Here is a 17,374-nt window from a genome sequence, read left to right on the forward strand (position 1 = left end):
GGGCGGCGAGCGGACTTTACACGAACTTTACAGGCTGGGTTTATCTTCCAACCGTGAAACGGAACCTTCTTATCATGGCTGTACTGGGCATGTCCGGCATGAGCCTCGGGCAGGGCAGCATGGGCGGCATGGATCACAGCAATATGGGCGGCATGTCCGGTCAGAGCGGTTCGTCCATGACGATGGACATGAGCGCTCCGGCGAAGTTGAAAGGCAAGGTATTCGACCGGGCGTTTCTCAGCATGATGATCCCCCACCACCAGATGGCCGTGGATATGGCACGTGCGGTGTTGCCGCGCAGCAAAGACGCAACGGTCAAACGTTGGGCAAATGCAGTCATCAAAGCCCAGGAAAGCGAAATCAAGCAGATGAACACGCTGCTCAAGAGCTATGGCGGCAGTGACGCAGCCATGGCGAATATGATGAAGCAGAGCATGAGCGGCATGGCTGACATGGTCAAAAAGGCCAAGAATCCTGATGTTGCGTTCGTACAAGGCATGATTCCTCATCACGTGTCAGCCATTGAGATGGGAGTGATGGCTCTGGAGAAGAGCAGTGACGTGCGCGTGCTGAAGCTTGCCCGCACGATCGCGCAGGATCAAGTGGCGGAGGTGCACGACTTCCGCCTGTGGTTGTTGAAACGCGGTCTCTAACTCAGGAGTTGCACCTGCATAACGACGGGGAAGCGCTCCCAGCCGAGAAAATCTGGGAGTGTCTACGTCACAGATTCTGGGGGAGCGCGTCCGCATTCTGGCAGATGAGTTCCTGGCCGTTCCAACCACGTCCTACCAACAGCGCAGCCTGGAGGCTGCGCTGTCGATGTTCCTGGACACTGCCACCAAAACGGCGTTGCACCGCGCTGAGTTGGTCAGCAAAAGTGCGCTGAGCCGCCTCCTGAACGAGTACCCCTGGGATACGGCACAGGGTTGGGCCATCTTGCAGCGCGCCCAGTGGGACGCGCTGCTTGTCGCGGCCCGACGAAAACACCGCCCACTCCTGCGGCTGAGTGTCGACCTGACCAGCATCGAAAAAAAGGGCAGCACGCTGCCCTTCGTTCGCGTCTACAACGAGGTTCACGGCATCCATCTGGTCGTGTTGTTCGCCGAATACGGAGCGGTGAAGTTTCCCGTGGGGTACCGGGTCTACCGGGGCAAGGGGACAGCGACCCCAGTGACTCTGGCACGAGAACTTCTGCGAACCGTCCCAGACGCGATCCGTCGTCGATTCCGGATTCGCGTGTTAGCAGACAGCGGATTCGAATCCGCTGTCTTCCTGGATGAAGTCAGGCAGCTGGGCTTCGAGTTTGTGGTGGGCGTTCGGTCAACCCGGCGGACGATGCACCCAGGCGAGGTCACGGTGGCTGACTGTCCGCATGGAGGCTACATCGAATTGAAGAACTGGCCGCATGACCCGCTGGTGCTGGGTCGCGTCGACCGTGGAGACCGGGTGTTTCACGCGGTTTCTTCGGAACTGATGGAAGGCGACGAGGTGGTCGCCGAGGGGGCAAAGCGGTGGAGTGAGGAATCGTTCTTCAAGGAGGGCAAGCACCAGTTTGGTCTGGCGCAGTTCGCATTGCGAACTGCTGTGGGCCTGGATCGCTGGGTCCTGCTGGTGTTCCTGGCCTGGACACTGGCCATCCTGCACCGAGAGACCGGGATGACCCTGGAGGCGTGTGCTGCTCTGGCACTGATGACGGTCATGCCAGACGTTCATTTGAACCGCCTGCTCCTGACGTTCAGCAGAAACTCGGAATTTCTCCGCCAGCACGGCTATTCACTGCGCTATGCGAGGTGCAACTCCTGAGTCTAAGACTTACACACTGACGCGTGCCGCCTGACAGGCGGCACGCGCTGCATTGAGGCCGCGAGCTCTCAACCGTCAGCGTCACGAGGCCTTTACACGATCTTTACACAATCAGGACAAGCTGACCCACGTTCATGCGTCTGCCTCTTTTGCTTACCTTCGCCCTGATGGGGTTCAGTGTTGCTGCTGCAGCGACGGTGAATGCACAGGCGGGCGACACCCTCCAGCGAATGGCCGTTCGGTACGGCACGACCACGCAGGCTCTGGCGCGGGCCAATCCGTCCCTGCCGCAGGGCCCTCTCCGTGTTGGGACCCGCGTGACGCTCCCGGCCACCGCCGTGCGCGTGTGGAGCGTACGGGCGGGCGATACGCTGTCTGGCATCGCACAGCGCGAACGGACGACGGTCGCCGCGCTGGTCGCCGCCAACCGCGGCCTGGATCAGCAACGGCCCCTGATGATCGGGCAGAAACTGTTGCTGCCTACGCCTAGGGCCGCTGCGGCTCCCCGGTCGGCCGCGGGGGCGGTCGCGCGTCCGGTGTCCATTCGCGTCACGGCGGTCATGCCGGTCTCGGGCCGCGTCACCACGCCGTACCGGGAAGGACACCTGAGCGTGGATCTCGCGGCGCCGACGGGTACGCCTATTCGCGCAGCGGCGCCGGGCGTGGTGACGCAGTCCTACTTCGACAGCAAGAGCGGATGGGGTTGGACGGTCCTGGTGGATCACGGAAACGGATTGCAGACCCGGTACAGTCACAACTCCGCGAATCTGGTTTCGGTGGGTCACCGCGTGGAGGCCGGGCAGGTCATCGCCCGGGTGGGGAGCACCGGGAACAGCACTGGGCCGCATCTGGATTACCGCGTCACGTATCAGGGACAACCCATTCATCCGTTCAGCCTGTACTGAGTCCTGAGTGGGTCGGGCGTCAGAGGAGGAGCCTAGTACAGCGTTCATTTAATACGAATGGCTTCGTAGTGCCGTCCTAGCGTCCGGCGGGCGACCTGGGTGGAGAACTGCCAGTTGAGGGTGACGCCCGCGCGTGAACGCGCTGCCACCCAAGCCTCGACTTCCGACCGAAGCCGTTCCAGCACTGGAATACGCCGGTTCAAGCACTGCCGCTGAAGGGCACTGAATTCCAGTTCTGCCATGTTCAGCCACGAGGCATGTTTGGGCGTGTAGACCCACTCGAAGCGGCCCACCAACCGGTGGGCCGCCTGTGGCGACATGAACTTGTAGAAACTGCCGCCGTGATGCGTATTGAGGTGGTCCTGAACCAGGGTGATCTGGACGGCTGCTGGATAGGCCCGTTCCAGGTTCTGCATGAAGGCGGTGTACTCCTCGGCGGTCCGTCGGGCACAGACCTGGACAAACCGTCGGCCTGTTTTCGGCTCGACGGCCAGCAACACAGCCGCGCTCCCAAAGCGCTGGTATTCGTAGTCTTGTTTGGCGACTCGCCCCGGTTCCGATGGAACCGGGGCCATGACGTCACCGATCAGGAAGCAGGGTTGCTCATCGAAGCACAACACGGGAAAACGGTCGTCGTAGGGCCGAGAGTACACGTCCAGAACGCGTTCCATCTCGCAGAGGAAATTCGCCGTCAGGTGCGCGATGCACCACTGCCTTTTGCGGTGCGGCTGGACCGCGTTTTTTTCAGAATGTAGAACACCGTCGACGGAGCGATGTGGTCGACCAAGTTCAGCTCTACAGCCTTCTCTGCCAGCAAGCGAATACTCCATTGTGCGTGACCTTCGGGCGCCTCACTGCACGCCAGCGCGGTGATGGCCGCCCGGTCTTTGCCGTCGAACTTCGCGGGTCGCCCCGTATGCGGCGCATCGAACAGCGCCGCGTCCAGTCCCCCCAGGGCAAAGCGTTTTCGGGTCGCTTGCACCATCTGGACGCTGATACCGAGGGCGTCCTTGATGGCCGAGTCCGTGACCTGTCGATGGGCCAGCAGCAGAATCCGGGCGCGGGTCATGACCCGCGCCTTGCCACTGCCCTTCATGGTCATGCCGTGCAGAGTCTGTTCTTGCTCAGCACTCAAAGTCACTGGATAGCGAAGAGGACGGCTCATACCTCACTATGACAAATTCAAAAACGCTGTACTAGGCCCTGACTACCCTTCAAAACGCGGCATGAGAGTCGCGAGGGTGTGCCAAGACGACCGAGAGGGATGCAGCAGCAGATCTTGAAGATGGTCGAGGCCAAGCCGGAACACGGACACCGTGCGGTGTCCGTGTTTCTTGATCCGTACGCCTTTCTCGGTTACCAGCAGCTCCCCAGTTACACAGGCCCAGATAAACGCCACACCGACTGAGGGTGCCCCAATTGCGGTACCAGCCGATTTGCAAAAGTCAGCGTACCTCAGCCCGCCTGTTCGAGGCGGGCGAATTCGTTCGGGGTCCGTCCACCGAGCGAGGTATGCGGCCTGACGGCGTTGTAGTCCTGGCGCCAGGCAGAGAGGATCAGGCGTGCCTGATCCAAGCTTTGGAACCAGTGCAGATTCAGACACTCGTCCCGGACACGGCCGTTGAAACTCTCGATGTAAGCGTTCTCGACGGGCTTCCCCGGCCGGATGAAGGTGTGCGTGATGCCACGCCCATGGGTCCAGAGATCCAGGCCCTTGCCCGCGAACTCTGGGCCATTGTCGGTGGTGATCGACTGCGGTGCCCCCGGAAGCGGACCACCGCTTCCAGAGCGCGGACGACGTCATGCCCGGTGATGGAGGTCCCGACGTGCATCACCAGGCACTCCCGGGTGAAGTCATCCACGACGTTCAGGACCCGAAACCGCTGCCCGGAGGCCAGCTGGTCCGACATGAAGTCGAGGCTCCACCGCTGATTGGGCGCAGAAACCGCAGGTTTCTGCTGTCGCTCTCCTACACTGAGCTTGCGGCGCTCCTTCTTTCGAACGGCCAGCCCTTCAGCCCGGTAGATCCGGTAGACGCGCTTGTGGTTGACGGTCTCGCCCTCTCGACCCAGCATCAGGTGAATCCGCCGGTACCCGAACCGAGGTCGCTCTCGGGCCAGTGTGCGGAGACGCTCGACCAGGCGTTGGTCTTTTTCCCTTTTGGGGCTGTTCCGTCTTTGCGTGGTCCGGGAAAAGCCCAGCACCCGGCAGGCCCGACGTTCGCTGACCGCAAAAGAATCCCGCAGCAGGGTCACCATCTGCTTTTTGAGGGGCGTCTGCGCCTGGGACGACGTCCCAGGCGTCACCACTTTCGCCCCACCACCTCCTTCAGCATGGCGTTGTCGAGCGACAGATCCGCTACCAACTTCTTCAGGCGCTGGTTTTCTGCTTCCAACTGGCGAAACTTGCGGGTCTCGTCTTTGGTCATCCCACCGTATTTGGCTTTCCAGCGGTAGATGGTCGTCATCGCGACTCCATGGAGTCGCGTCAGATCGCTCAGCGGCGTGCCTGCCTCAAGCTGCCCGAGGATGTCCAGGATCTGTTGTTCGGTGTACCGTTTGCCTTTCATGTGCCTCCAAGTTTGCTGCTCGATTTGCAATCAGACTGGCACCGGAAACAGGGGCAAGGTCACTGCACCATACCGCCCGCGTCCACGCACAGCACCAGGCGGTCGGCCAGCAGTGCTGCCGCCGTGAAGTCCTCTACCCGCGGTGTGCTGTCGAAAATGACGTCGACATCCTCCGCGATATCCGGGTATTGACGGAGCGTATACACGGGAAACGGCAGAGGCTTATCCCGCTGGCTGGCTTGCCTGGCCCATGTGAGCGCCCCATCGCCGTGGCCGGAGACATCAACGACCGCAACGTTCCGCCCGAGGGCCTGCAGGAGTGTGGCCGTGTAGATGGCATTGGTGGTACGGCCCACGCCGCCCTTTAAACCCACGAAGGCGACCCTAATGTGGGCGTCAGCCGGAGTGAGCCACAGGGAATTCCAGAACTCGTGAATGTCGGGAAGCGTTGTGTCCTTGCCGCGCTGCAGGAATCCTTCGATGGTGATGGCCAGGGCCTGTTGGTGCGTGGCCTGGGAGCGGAGGGTCAGTGCGTATGCCTCAAGCTGCCCAAGGAGGTCTGGAGCATCGCTGGGGTGCAGCATGGCCCTGATCAAGACCACGTTGCACCCTGCGCCCCTGAGGCTCTGGATGACCCGGGCCGTGTGGAGTTGGCTGCTGGAGTACCAGCGATAACCGCTATGCGGATCGACCTCGGGCACGAGTAAGCCTTGAGCGTGATACCGCCGGAGCGTCTGGGCATGGATGCCGCTCTGCCGCGCGAACTCACTGATGTGCATCATCCGTTCAGGTTGAGCCCTTCCAGCATGTCAAGGTCAAGCGTGGAAGGTCGGCGCCTCGGCGTCAGCGTTATGGGGACCAGGCTTCTGGAGTGAAGAGTGGGGGCGGCACGCTCACGCGCCGCCCCCGGGGAATTCGGGTCAGTTGCCCGCTGGCCGGAATGTGTCCGCGAGGCGCACGAGGAGTTCCTCTGCGCGGTCGTAGCCGGGACGCAGGTAGACAGTGGCGAAGGTCGTCCAGTCCTGCACCGCCGCGACTTCCTGGTCGTTCTCGTGCAGTTTGAGGTGCGGGTATACGCCGTACTCCACGTAACAGCCGAACTCCCCGGCGAGCGCTTCCAGTGCTTGGGTGTTCTGGTCGTCCCAGGTGAGGGTGTACGGGAGGGCGAAGCACGGTTTGCCACAGCTTCCGCCGAGCCCGACGAGCGGGAAGCCCGCGACCGTGGGCGTGGCCTGCCGGACCCGGGTGCGTTCCAGGAACGCGAGGCGGTCGCGCGCCACGTTCCGGCTGGGGAGTTTCTGCGCCGCAATCCAGGGGCCTACGGTGAGTTTGGTCATGGTGTCTCCTTTGGGGGCGGTGGACCGGCAGCTCAGGCCTGGGCCATGACGGTGGGCGCTGCGCGGACAGGAGCGGGGTCGGAACGGACGGGGGGGCGGAAGGAGCGTAGGCGAAGCGCGTTGCTCAGCACGAACACGCTGGAAAAGCCCATCGCTGCCGCGGCCAGCACCGGGCTGAGCAGCCACCCGAAGGCGGGGTACAGCACGCCCGCCGCGACAGGAATCAGGACGATGTTGTACGCAAACGCCCAGAAGAGGTTGAGCTTGATGTTGCGCAGGGTGGCGCGGGAGAGCGCCAGGGCGTTCGGCACACCACGCAGGTCGCCGCTCATCAGGATGACGTCGGCGGTCTCGACGGCCACGTCTGTGCCGGTCCCGATCGCCAGACCGACGTCTGCCTGGGCGAGCGCCGGAGCATCGTTGATCCCGTCCCCGACAAACGCCACCTTCTGGCCTTTCGCTTGGAGCTCTTTGACCGCGTCGCTCTTGCCGCTGGGCAACACCTCAGCCAGCACCTCGTCGATGCCGAGCTGGCGGGCGATGGCCTGCGCGGTCCGGGCATTATCCCCGGTGATCATCGCGACCTTCAGGCCCTGCCGGTGAAGCGCTTTCACCGCCTCCGGGCTGCCGTCTTTGATGGGATCAGCCACCGCGATCACGGCGGCGAGCTGCCCGTCAATGGCCGCGTACAGCGGGCTCTTGCCCTCGTCCCCGAGCCGCTCGGCCTGGGCCGCGAAGTCACCCACGTTCAGCCCGAGCTTGCGCATGTACCGGTCGGCACCGACCTGCACCAGGCGGCCCTGCACCCGCGCTTCCAGGCCATACCCGGGCACCGCTTCGAAGCTTTCCAGGGGGAGGATGGCGACACCCTCCTTCTTCGCCGCGTCCACGATGGCGCGGGCGATGGGGTGTTCGCTCTGTTCTTCCGCCGCCGCGACCAGTTGCAGCACTTCGGCACGCTGGAAGCCGGAGGCGGTCACGAGGTCGGTGAGTTCGGGCCTCCCCTTGGTCAGGGTGCCCGTCTTGTCCACGGCAACCACATTCACGCCCTGCAAGCCCTCGAGCGCCGCACCGTTGCGGAACAGGACGCCCAGCTCGGCCGCCTTGCCGGTGCCCACCATGATGCTGGTCGGTGTGGCCAGCCCCATCGCGCAGGGGCAGGCGATGATCAGCACCGCGACGGTGGTGACCAGGGCGAAGGAAAGGGCCGTGCTCCCGCCCACCAGCAGCCAGATCAGGAAGGTCAGGGCGGCAATCCCGAGGACGATCGGGACGAAGACCGAAACGACCTTGTCCGCGAGCCCCTGGATGGGCGGCTTGGAGCCCTGAGCGCTTTCCACCAACTTGATGATCTGGGCCAGCGCGGTGTCGGCCCCGATCTTGGTGGCCTTGAACTGGAACGCGCCATTTTGGTTGATCGTGCCGCCGACGACGGCCGCGCCCGCTTGTTTGGCGACGGGGATGGGCTCACCGGTAATCATGGACTCGTCCACGAAGGAGTTGCCCTGGGTGACCTCGCCGTCCACCGGCACCTTCTCGCCGGGGCGTACGGACACCAGGTCGCCGATCAGCACCTCGTCGGTGGGTACTTCGAGTTCCTGACCGCTACGGACCACGCGGGCCGTCTTGGCCTGCAAGCTCAGCAGCTTCTTCATCGCCTCGCTGCTCCTTCCCTTGGCGATGGCCTCGAAATACTTGCCGAGCAGGATCAGGGTGATGACCACGGCGCTGGCCTCGTAGTACACGTGGGCCGTGCCCTCGGGGAAGATCTGGGGTGCCAGCGTGACGACCAGGCTGTAGAAGAAGGCGGCCGAGGTGCCGATCATGACGAGAGAGTTCATGTCGGGGGAACGGTTTTTCAGGGCCTTCCAGCCCAGGCGGTAGAAGCGCAATCCGGGACCGAACTGCACGGGAAGGGCCAGCGCCAGCATGATCCAGGTCATGGTGCGCTCGCTCATGTACTCCATCAGCCACATGTGGAAGGGCATGTAGAGCATCGGCACCATCGCGAGGATCACCAGCGGGATGGCGAAGACCGCACTGAAGGTGACGGCACGCCGCAGACTGCGGACCTCCTGCTCACGCGCTTCACGCTCCAGGTCGCTGCGGTCCTTGCCGGGCTCGCTCTCGAGCACCTCATAACCAGAGGCCTTTACAGCGGCCTTGAGTTGCCCCGGACTGACGCTGGACGGCAAATACCGCACGGTGGCCCGTTCGGTGGCGAGGTTCACCGAGGCGTCCAGCACGCCCTCCACCTTGTTCAGGGCCCGCTCGACCCGTCCCACGCAGGACGCGCAGGTCATACCCTGCACGCCCAACTGGAGTTCGCTGATCACTGGCTCGTACCCAACGTCCTTCACTTTGTCCAGCAGCGCCTGCGGGGTGGTCAGCGCCGGGTCGTACGTGACGGTCGCACGTTCCGTGGCCAGGTTCACGCTGGCCCCCTCCACCCCCTCGACTTTCTTCAGGCCCCGCTCGACGCGGCCCACGCACGAGGCGCAGGTCATGCCCTGGACGCCGAGTTCAATCGTTTTCTTCATCGTCGCTCCTATCCCCCTCCGGGGGGTACGGAGAAAGCATAAGCCAGCGTCCAAGCTGAAGCAAGCCTTTCTCGCCCACTGTCAAGGGGAAAGACAGCTAGGGGCTGCGCCAGACCGCCTTGACACCCTCCCCCATAGGGTTTACAGTTGAGGCATGACCACCGAACTGACCGTCAACGGCATGACGTGCGGCCACTGCGAGAAGGCCGTTCAGAATGCGCTCAAGAGTGTGCCGGGCGTCCAGGATGTCCGTGTCAACCTGCAGGACGGTACCGCGACCGTGCAGGGCGACGCTGATCCGCAGGCGCTTGTCGCCGCCGTCACTGAGGAAGGCTACGGGGCTCAGGTCCGCGCTTAACGTGACCGCCGCGAAAGCCGACCCTACCACCTGCCACACCGGCACGTCCTCCAGCCACTTGTGCATGCCGGAGGACGCGCGCAAACGCGCAGCCCGGCGCCTCAAGATTGCCCGAGGGCACCTGGACAGCATTGTGGCCATGCTCGAGAAGGACGATGCCTACTGCGTGGACGTACTCCGGCAGATCAAGGCCGTGCAGGGTGCGCTTTCAGGCGCGGGCGAGGTCGTGCTGCGCGGGCACCTCGAGGCGCACGTCGCCACCGCCTCGACGCGGGGTGACAGCGTGGAGCTCGTCGAGGAATTGATGGAAGCGCTCAAGTACACCTGAGCGGTGCAGGCTATAGGCGCGGGCCACCCTTGCGGTGTGGCCCGCGCCCGAGTTCGGGGGTCGTCCCCCTCTCCTGATCACCATCGGCGGCCTCGAGCAACGGCTCAGATTGTCGGAAGAGCTCAATCCATAGACCCACCGCCATCGCTGCCGCCCTGGGTTCAACACGGAGGTGGTGACTCAGCGGGTTAGGTGTGTGGCTCATCCCCTGCTTCAAGCTTGAAATTCTTGAAGTAGGGGATGCGTTTTTCAGGATCCGCATCGTATTCCGGCTTGTGCAAGCCGTAATTGGCTGAGGTGAGGTAGTGGAATTCGTCCTCCGCATCCAGCAGCCTCCCAGAGGGAAGGGGCTCGACATAGAAAATCGGCAGGGGGTGAGCCAAGTCGCCCACCTCGTCCACCGCCAGCACCCGTTCGAGCGAAATCCTGTTCAAGACCACGAGTTCCGCTCGGTGCTTTTCAGGAACAGTGCGCTGCCAGGCGTGCTGTCTGCGCCAGTGCAGATCACTGTACTCGCTCTCTTTTCCCCAGAGCTGGTTATCGAGGTCACTGGGGACAGGGTCCGGGAGCATATCCCACTCGCCAGTTTCAGTGTCATGAAAAGCAAGGTGAGAGCGGATCTCAAGGATGAGGGCGTTGCGCGCATTAAAGTAGCGAACGCGGTAGATCGCCCACCTTGGATTCTGTTCAAAGTCTGCTACTTCCTCTGTCAAGGGATAGGCGTCATCCGTCGCGTCACGGAAGAGGATCTCCTTCTGGAGGATGTCCGTTGGGTTGCCAAGAATTCTGCCAACCCGTTTGCGCCAGGCCAGGACAGCCCTCAATTCACTTTGACGTGACCGTTTCCTCGTCTGCAAACTGATCCCGAAATATGCGAAGAGCAGGGGGTCGTTTTTCGGCTGGAACAGCATGTCTTCCAGTTCTGTGCGTATGCTGGCCAATCCGGCACCCGCTGCTGGAGTTATCCGGCCTCCAGGAATGGAGTTATCCGGCACCCTCCCAGCCAACGGACGAGCTGTCCCCATTATGAAAGGCTGACCGTCTCCGGGGTCAACTTCCTGCTCTTCTTTCTGAGGCTTTCTCCCCGAAGTTTGGGCCTGCCTCGGTTTTGCGTACTTTCGGTTACGCCGCTACGGGTTCCCTGATCCGCTCGAATTCTACCGGGCTTCGGTAGCCCAGGAACGAGTGCCGCCGTTGCCGGTTGTAGAACATCTCCACGTACTCGAACACCTGTGATCGCCCCTCCTGGCGCGTGTGGAACACGTGGTCCAACAACAGCTCTCGCTTCAGGGTCGAGAAAAAGCTCTCCACGACGGCGTTATCGAAACAATCCCCTTTCTTGCCCATGCTCGCTAGTACAGCGTTTTTGAATTTGTCATAGTGAGGTATGAGCCGTCCTCTTCGCTATCCAGTGACTTTGAGTGCTGAGCAAGAACAGACTCTGCACGGCATGACCATGAAGGGCAGTGGCAAGGCGCGGGTCATGACCCGCGCCCGGATTCTGCTGCTGGCCCATCGACAGGTCACGGACTCGGCCATCAAGGACGCCCTCGGTATCAGCGTCCAGATGGTGCAAGCGACCCGAAAACGCTTTGCCCTGGGGGGACTGGACGCGGCGCTGTTCGATGCGCCGCATACGGGGCGACCCGCGAAGTTCGACGGCAAAGACCGGGCGGCCATCACCGCGCTGGCGTGCAGTGAGGCGCCCGAAGGTCACGCACAATGGAGTATTCGCTTGCTGGCAGAGAAGGCTGTAGAGCTGAACTTGGTCGACCACATCGCTCCGTCGACGGTGTTCTACATTCTGAAAAAAACGCGGTCCAGCCGCACCGCAAAAGGCAGTGGTGCATCGCGCACCTGACGGCGAATTTCCTCTGCGAGATGGAACGCGTTCTGGACGTGTACTCTCGGCCCTACGACGACCGTTTTCCCGTGTTGTGCTTCGATGAGCAACCCTGCTTCCTGATCGGTGACGTCATGGCCCCGGTTCCATCGGAACCGGGGCGAGTCGCCAAACAAGACTACGAATACCAGCGCTTTGGGAGCGCGGCTGTGTTGCTGGCCGTCGAGCCGAAAACAGGCCGACGGTTTGTCCAGGTCTGTGCCCGACGGACCGCCGAGGAGTACACCGCCTTCATGCAGAACCTGGAACGGGCCTATCCAGCAGCCGTCCAGATCACCCTGGTTCAGGACCACCTCAATACGCATCACGGCGGCAGTTTCTACAAGTTCATGTCGCCACAGGCGGCCCACCGGTTGGTGGGCCGCTTCGAGTGGGTCTACACGCCCAAACATGCCTCGTGGCTGAACATGGCAGAACTGGAATTCAGTGCCCTTCAGCGGCAGTGCTTGAACCGGCGTATTCCAGTGCTGGAACGGCTTCGGTCGGAAGTCGAGGCTTGGGTGGCAGCGCGTTCACGCGCGGGCGTCACCCTCAACTGGCAGTTCTCCACCCAGGTCGCCCGCCGGACGCTAGGACGGCACTACGAAGCCATTCGTATTAAATGAACGCTGTACTAGGGTTCTTGGCAGCCTCTAGGGCACGTTCTCAACTTCTCTCCGCTTCACGCTCCCCCATCGCCCTGCGGTGGGGGCTTTTCTACACCGGTGATTCCTATGGCACGCAACGACCCCGATCTCCACTGGGTCCAGATTCGGCACTCCAGTTACTCAAGACTCGGCCCGCTGGTTCAGGCTGGGGCCCTCCAGCCGTACCTGGGCCGACTTTCCGGTTTCCCAGGGGCCCAGATCTGGCGGGTGGATTCCCCGCTGACCGTACAGTCTGACCACCAGTGCTCCATCGCTGGCGTGCCGCTGCAGGCGGCGCTACATCACCAGCCCAGCCACGCGTACTGCGCCATGGTCGCCGCCTCGCCCCATTTCACCCAGTACGCCGGCACGGGTGAGCTGTCCCGGCTCCTGCGTTCCCATGACGACTGGGATCCAGGGGGGTTTGCCCACGCGCTGGAGGCGACGGTGCGTCAGGGCCGCGTCCCTTTGCCACGTCCTGCCCTGGCCGTTCCCCCAACCACTTACCTCACTTATTGGCTCCCAGAACGCAGTTTTGTGTCGCGGCTGTCCAATGGGCATTACATGCTGGGGTTGAGCTACACGGTCCGGTACGTTCCGCCACCAGGGCTGGCCAGGCGCTCTGCAGTGGGGCTGGACCTGGGGATTGATCCGCTCACGGTGGCCCACACCGATACCGGCGCGACCCGGTATTTCCGACCGACGTCGCTGCGCCACGTACGTCAGCTGCCGTGGCTGAGCGCGGACGCCCAGATGCTGCTGCGGGACCTGATCTATGCCTCCGGGCGACTGGACGCCGAGGGGATCGTGGCGTGGCTTAACTTTCACGCCCACACGGTGTACGCCGAGCGCATCAACCACATGGGGATGTCCACCCACTGGATTCACAGCGGACGCGACCGGGCAATTCATGACCATCACTTTTCGGCGCTCAGCCAGTACCTGTTCGCGTCTGGTGTCGATTTTCGGCGTGTGGCTCCGCATCACACCAGTACCCTGTGCGCTCCCTGCTTCGAGCACCAAGGCCGGGTCGTGTACGGGTTGCGGGCGGGCGACCGCTTCCGCTGCCCGGCGTGCGGGGCGGATCTGGATGCGCACGCCAACGCTGCCCATAACGTGCTGCTGCGGGGTCAGATGCTTCCCCCACGCGGACGGGCAGCAGCGTGACTGAGGGAAGGAGAGGAGTGCCATCCACCGGCCCCTGGTTCTTACGCGAAGGCCGAGGGCACGTGCTTGGGGCTCGGGGTCGTTGCGAAACGCACCGCAGCCCCAGGCGCTCAGCACCACGCGGGGCAGCGTTCATGCTCGGAGGGGGCCAGCACCCGGGAGGCCCGCTGCTCCAGGGTACGTTGTGCTGCCGGTCGCAGCGCCTCACCACCGCGGCCCCCATGTCCCGCAGGTTGGGGGCCGCGGTGGTGAGGACATTGGGGGCATAGGGGTCACCTCTCCAGTGGCCGTCTTCCTCGCGGAAGATCGGCACGTCCCGTGCGGACATCAGGAAATCGGTGTAAAGCGGGTCCCGTGCCTGACGGGGGATCCCGTAATTCTCAGGATGAAGCGTCGAGGAGGCGTGGAGGGCGCTCGCATGGCACAGGCTCTGCCGACCCGGTGAGGACCTCCCCGCCCGGCGATGCGGCCGACGTAACGTTCAGGACCGCGACGGGCTCAGGGCGCTCCCGCAACAGACGTTGTGCGGCGGCCGTGGTGCTTCCAGCGGCGGTCGTCTGCAGGGGGAGGCGAACGCGGTCAGACTTCAAAGGGGCGTTTCCGGTGTCGTGGCCGTCTCCAGCGCCTCACGCACCGTTTCAGTCGGCACCCGGAAGATGCCTGCCGCCCCGGAGTAAGGGAGGGGCGTTCGGAAGCGCCGAGGGTACGCGAGCTGCCAGGCGTAGAGGCCGTCTTCTCCCTCCACCTCCTGCACGCCAACCACGTCCACGACGCCGACCAGGGCGCGGTAGGGCAGGGCGTCCGGGTCGAGGTCACGGCCCCCGAAGTTCTCGGGAACGCGGGTGCCCGACGCATGCACCAGCAGCGGCCCCATCTCGCGCATCCGGCGTGAGCGGTACTCCAGGTTCTTGTCGCCGCGCAGGATCAGCTCGGCCCACGGCTGCTGGATGCTCAGAGCGCGCAGGGTGCCTGCCGACAGATCCAGGGGCGCGGGCTGGGCGGGCACGGAGAACTCTCCGACCAGAGGGAGTTCTTCTGGGGGGAGGGCGATGACCACCTCGAACGCCACCTCCAGCCCCTCCTCTGCCAGCCGCTGGGCGATCTGCTGTTGCAAGGCCTGCATGGAATCCTGCACGCCAAAGTGGGCCCAGAACTCCCCGGCTGGAACGATGACTTCGCCCGCCTCGCTGTTCTCGACCGTCTGAACAACTTCCGTGATGGCCTTGCTGGTGATCTTCATCGACATCCCCCTATCGGTCGGAGCTGTACAGTATCCTGTACATATGCGATCGGTAACCTATACCAAGCTGCGGCAGAATCTCGCGGCCACCATGGACGAGGTGATCGACAACCACGATCCGGTGATCGTAACGCGGGGTGAGCGGGCCGTAGTGGTCATGAGCCTGGAGGACTTCAACTCCTGGCAGGAAACCGCGCACCTGTTGGGGACGCCGGCCAACGCCCGCCGCCTCCTGAGGTCTATCGCGGCCCTGGAGGCTGGACGGGGCGAGGAACGGGACCTGACCGAATGAGACTGGTCTTCTCCCCGGAAGCGTGGGAGGACTACCTGTTCTGGCAGGAGCAAGGCGGCAAGACCTTGAGGAAGATCAACGAACTCATCCGGGCCACCACCCGCGACCCGTTGAGCGGCCCCGGCAAACCTGAACCGCTGCGGCATCAGCTTCAGGGCTGGTGGTCGCGGCGCATCACCCTGGAACACCGCTTCGTGTACCGCGTGAGCGGGGATGACCTGCTGATCGCCAGCCTGCGCTTCCATTACGAGGATTGAGCCTGCCCCGCTCTCGTGGACATGGAGTGAAGGCCTGACATTGAGAAGTCGAGGTCAAGCGTGGGCAAACATCGTAGCTTTACCGCCAGCAGAGAGGGTGCAACTCGCCCAGCCGCCGGATGTGGCGATGAGCCAGGTCGCGCGCGACCTGGAGTGGAGCGCGTCCCTGCTCCGCCGCTGGGTGCATGCCAGCGATCGGAAAGGCGAGGCCACCTTTCTTGGAAAGGGACAACCTGGGCTCAGCGCTGAACAGCCTCCACCTCAACGTCGGCGGTACGGGGCGCGGGATCTGCCCCGCAGCATCCAGGACGCTGGTGGCGTCTGTTTTCCCAGATTCTCGCCTCCAAGGCAGAATGGGCCAGAAAGCGGGTCGGGGGGGTCAATCCGGCGTACACTTTGCCACCCTGCCGGACGTGCGGCCACAGTGAGAAGGGAAATAGGCTCAGCCAGTCCCGTTTCGTGTGCCGCCAGTGCGGGCATACCGGGAACGCCGACGTCAACGCCGCTTGGAACATCCTGGCACGGGCAGTGCCTTCGGTTTAGAACGGAGAAGTCATGCGGGGCCCGACACTCCAACCGCTGAAGCGGTTGGCACATCTTCCTGTACCGGGACGGGCCGTTCGAAGGGCACGGCGAACGTTGCCGTGGTGTGGCCCCGCCAGAGCCCCGTCCTGAGCGGCAAGCGCAAGCCTTCCGATGATCTGCCGGTGGATTCTCTATTCTCCGGGCGATGACCCGCCCCTCTCCCCGCCGCGCAGCCCGCGGCGTCTCCGCTCCAACCGTTCACGACAGCCGCACCCTGATGCTGGAAGACCTGTCCCGGTTGCTGGAGCATCTTCCCCCTGGCGAGGCGGCCCCGGAGGCCCTGCGGCCTCTGGTGCTTGACGAAAACGTGTTGGGGAAAGGCACAGTCCGCACGCGGGCGGCTTCCCTGGGGTACCTGCGACGCCTGTATCCGCTGGAGGCGGCCCTGATGCACACGCCCCTGTTCCGGGAGCTGTGGCAGGTGCCGGAAACCCGGGGCAGCCTGGCCCTGCTGCTCGCCTTGGACCATGACCGGCTGCTGACGCAGAGCGTGCCCTTTGTCCTGTCACTTACCGTGGGGCAGCCCGTCACCTGGCCGGACCTCGTCCGGTTTCTGCGGGAGGAGGGCACGCGCTACACCGAGACCACCCTGGGCAGCAGCGCCCGGAACCTGCTGTCCAGCTGGACGCAGGCGGGGTGGCTGAGCCGCCAGGTCCCCAAGCGGCGGACCCGGCCCCCCGTGACCGCCGAGGTCGTGACCCTGGCCCTGCTGCTGGGCTACCGCCAGGGCGGGCGGGGGCTGGCCCTGTTGGAAACGCCCTACGCCCACGTGCTGGACTCCAGCCCAGAGACGCTCGACCACATGGCCTTTGAGGCGTCACGCCGCGGGTGGCTCACCTACCGCCGCATCGCCGACGTGCTGGAGGTAACCTTTCCGGGTCTGACGGAACAGAGGGCAGGTGAGGGGGCGTGACCCCGGTCGAGCGCTTGCTGCAGCGGTACCGCACCCAGGTGGGGCTGCCGTGGGCAGGTTCCCTCTCCCCCACCGAGCGGGTGTGGGTGGCGGTGTACGACCCCTCGGACGAGCGTCGCCTGCGGGCGGCTCTGCCTGCCTTCGAGCTGGCCACCCGGCAGGCGGGACTCGCCTGGCACGCGCTGGATCTCACTGGAGCGTTTGCCGAGTGGATGGCGGCCCATCCCTACCGGGAAGCGTATTTCGCCGAGCCGGAGCTGCTGGCCGGAAGCCTCGGGGCTTTTGAGGACGCGCTGGCCCTGCGTGTGCGGCAGACTCTGGAGGCCGCCGAGCCCGGCAGCGTGGTGGGTGTGCTGGGCAGCGGAAGCCTGTACGGGCTGACGCGGGTGTCCCGGCTGATCGAGCAGGCTTCGCCCGCGCTGCAGGGCCGGATGCTGCTGCTGTTTCCGGGCCGCGTGGAAGGCCACAACTACCGGATGTTTGGCGCCCGCGACGGCTGGAACTACCACTCCATTCCGCTGACCCCATGACCCCGCCGGACCCCGACCCCT

At 63.9% G+C, this 17,374-nt stretch carries 19 protein-coding genes and 5 pseudogenes; 13 read left to right on the forward strand and 11 right to left on the reverse strand.

Annotation, left to right across the window (positions count from 1 at the left end):
• Positions 1-53 precede the first annotated feature (53 nt).
• From C3K08_RS15720 to C3K08_RS15730, 3 genes are all read left to right on the forward strand, one after another.
• Positions 54-653: a DUF305 domain-containing protein gene (locus C3K08_RS15720; RefSeq protein ID WP_234009282.1), complete on the forward strand. Its 600-nt coding sequence runs from the start codon at positions 54-56 to the stop codon at positions 651-653.
• 58 nt (positions 654-711) lie between these two features.
• Positions 712-1,803: a transposase gene (locus C3K08_RS15725; RefSeq protein WP_102128614.1), complete on the forward strand. Its 1,092-nt coding sequence runs from the start codon at positions 712-714 to the stop codon at positions 1,801-1,803.
• A 134-nt stretch (positions 1,804-1,937) separates the two neighbouring features.
• Complete coding sequence (locus C3K08_RS15730; protein ID WP_104992415.1) at positions 1,938-2,708, forward strand: M23 family metallopeptidase; 771 nt, start codon at positions 1,938-1,940, stop codon at positions 2,706-2,708.
• Positions 2,709-2,752: 44 nt separating this feature from the next.
• Here C3K08_RS15730 and C3K08_RS15735 read toward each other — a convergent pair whose 3' ends face one another.
• The 7 genes and pseudogenes from C3K08_RS15735 to C3K08_RS15765 all read right to left on the reverse strand — a co-directional run bounded on the left by C3K08_RS15735 (position 2,753) and on the right by C3K08_RS15765 (position 9,154).
• Positions 2,753-3,538: an IS630 family transposase gene (locus tag C3K08_RS15735; RefSeq protein WP_104991621.1), complete on the reverse strand. Its 786-nt coding sequence runs from the start codon at positions 3,536-3,538 to the stop codon at positions 2,753-2,755.
• Positions 3,478-3,873, reverse strand: a pseudogene (locus tag C3K08_RS18640) (helix-turn-helix domain-containing protein); the annotation flags it as partial. The gene C3K08_RS15735 and the pseudogene C3K08_RS18640, both read right to left, overlap by 61 nt.
• Positions 3,874-3,915: 42 nt before the next feature.
• Positions 3,916-4,113 (reverse strand): annotated as a pseudogene (locus C3K08_RS15745) (IS4 family transposase); the annotation flags it as partial.
• Between the two features lie 50 nt (positions 4,114-4,163).
• A pseudogene (locus tag C3K08_RS15750) lies at positions 4,164-5,277 on the reverse strand (IS3 family transposase).
• A gap of 59 nt (positions 5,278-5,336) precedes the next feature.
• Positions 5,337-6,059, reverse strand: coding sequence for a MerR family transcriptional regulator (locus C3K08_RS15755; protein WP_104992416.1), 723 nt, complete (start codon positions 6,057-6,059; stop codon positions 5,337-5,339).
• A 138-nt stretch (positions 6,060-6,197) separates the two neighbouring features.
• Positions 6,198-6,614 carry a hypothetical protein gene (locus C3K08_RS15760; protein WP_092265724.1) on the reverse strand — a complete coding sequence of 139 codons (417 nt, stop codon included), beginning with the start codon at positions 6,612-6,614 and terminating at the stop codon, positions 6,198-6,200.
• 32 nt (positions 6,615-6,646) lie between these two features.
• Positions 6,647-9,154 (reverse strand): heavy metal translocating P-type ATPase, encoded by a 2,508-nt coding sequence (locus C3K08_RS15765; RefSeq protein WP_104992417.1) that lies wholly within the window; start codon positions 9,152-9,154, stop codon positions 6,647-6,649.
• Between the two features lie 154 nt (positions 9,155-9,308).
• On the opposite strand from C3K08_RS15765, the gene C3K08_RS15770 reads away from it, so the two are divergent.
• Together C3K08_RS15770 and C3K08_RS15775 are read left to right on the forward strand one after the other, a co-directional pair.
• The gene (locus tag C3K08_RS15770) at positions 9,309-9,512 is read left to right on the forward strand and encodes a heavy-metal-associated domain-containing protein (RefSeq protein WP_104992418.1); all 204 of its coding nucleotides are present in this window, start codon (positions 9,309-9,311) and stop codon (positions 9,510-9,512) included.
• Between the two features lie 64 nt (positions 9,513-9,576).
• A complete protein-coding gene (locus C3K08_RS15775) occupies positions 9,577-9,840 on the forward strand; it encodes a metal-sensitive transcriptional regulator (protein WP_092265738.1) in 264 nt (87 codons plus the stop codon).
• 188 nt (positions 9,841-10,028) lie between these two features.
• On the opposite strand, the gene C3K08_RS18095 is transcribed toward C3K08_RS15775, so the two are convergent.
• Positions 10,029-10,835, reverse strand: coding sequence for a hypothetical protein (locus C3K08_RS18095; RefSeq protein ID WP_158680024.1), 807 nt, complete (start codon positions 10,833-10,835; stop codon positions 10,029-10,031).
• Positions 10,836-10,962: 127 nt separating this feature from the next.
• A pseudogene (locus C3K08_RS15785) lies at positions 10,963-11,190 on the reverse strand (IS3 family transposase); the annotation flags it as partial.
• Between the two features lie 133 nt (positions 11,191-11,323).
• Between C3K08_RS15785 and C3K08_RS18645 the strand changes: the two are divergent.
• The 3 genes and pseudogenes from C3K08_RS18645 to C3K08_RS15800 all read left to right on the forward strand — a co-directional run.
• Positions 11,324-11,623: pseudogene (locus C3K08_RS18645) on the forward strand (helix-turn-helix domain-containing protein); the annotation flags it as partial.
• A complete protein-coding gene (locus C3K08_RS15795; RefSeq protein WP_104991621.1) occupies positions 11,563-12,348 on the forward strand; it encodes an IS630 family transposase in 786 nt (261 codons plus the stop codon). The pseudogene C3K08_RS18645 and the gene C3K08_RS15795, both read left to right, overlap by 61 nt.
• Before the next feature lie 108 nt (positions 12,349-12,456).
• Complete coding sequence (locus tag C3K08_RS15800; protein ID WP_104992421.1) at positions 12,457-13,536, forward strand: zinc ribbon domain-containing protein; 1,080 nt, start codon at positions 12,457-12,459, stop codon at positions 13,534-13,536.
• Between the two features lie 380 nt (positions 13,537-13,916).
• Here C3K08_RS15800 and C3K08_RS18970 read toward each other — a convergent pair whose 3' ends face one another.
• Both C3K08_RS18970 and C3K08_RS15810 read right to left on the reverse strand, forming a co-directional pair.
• Entirely contained in the window at positions 13,917-14,126 is a 210-nt protein-coding gene (locus C3K08_RS18970; protein WP_104992422.1) for a poly(ADP-ribose) glycohydrolase domain-containing protein, read from the reverse strand.
• The gene (locus C3K08_RS15810; protein ID WP_158680025.1) at positions 14,123-14,776 is read right to left on the reverse strand and encodes an ASCH domain-containing protein; all 654 of its coding nucleotides are present in this window, start codon (positions 14,774-14,776) and stop codon (positions 14,123-14,125) included. The genes C3K08_RS18970 and C3K08_RS15810 overlap by 4 nt, the downstream gene beginning before the upstream one ends.
• A 43-nt stretch (positions 14,777-14,819) precedes the next feature.
• Here C3K08_RS15810 and C3K08_RS15815 point away from each other — a divergent pair, with 43 nt between their 5' ends.
• From C3K08_RS15815 to C3K08_RS15835, 5 genes are all read left to right on the forward strand, one after another.
• Entirely contained in the window at positions 14,820-15,068 is a 249-nt protein-coding gene (locus C3K08_RS15815) for a type II toxin-antitoxin system Phd/YefM family antitoxin (RefSeq protein ID WP_104992424.1), read from the forward strand.
• Positions 15,065-15,325 (forward strand): Txe/YoeB family addiction module toxin, encoded by a 261-nt coding sequence (locus C3K08_RS15820; protein ID WP_104992425.1) that lies wholly within the window; start codon positions 15,065-15,067, stop codon positions 15,323-15,325. Before C3K08_RS15815 ends, C3K08_RS15820 begins: the two co-directional genes overlap by 4 nt.
• A 321-nt stretch (positions 15,326-15,646) precedes the next feature.
• A complete protein-coding gene (locus C3K08_RS15825; RefSeq protein WP_104992426.1) occupies positions 15,647-15,868 on the forward strand; it encodes a zinc ribbon domain-containing protein in 222 nt (73 codons plus the stop codon).
• A gap of 187 nt (positions 15,869-16,055) precedes the next feature.
• On the forward strand, positions 16,056-16,823 hold the full coding sequence (locus C3K08_RS15830) for a hypothetical protein (protein WP_158680026.1): 768 nt from the start codon (positions 16,056-16,058) through the stop codon (positions 16,821-16,823).
• Positions 16,820-17,353: a DUF1788 domain-containing protein gene (locus C3K08_RS15835; RefSeq protein WP_104992428.1), complete on the forward strand. Its 534-nt coding sequence runs from the start codon at positions 16,820-16,822 to the stop codon at positions 17,351-17,353. The genes C3K08_RS15830 and C3K08_RS15835 overlap by 4 nt, the downstream gene beginning before the upstream one ends.
• The last annotated feature ends 21 nt before the right edge of the window (positions 17,354-17,374 follow it).

The sequence above is a fragment of the Deinococcus sp. NW-56 genome (assembly GCF_002953415.1).
In the GTDB taxonomy this organism is placed as follows: Bacteria; Deinococcota; Deinococci; order Deinococcales; family Deinococcaceae; genus Deinococcus.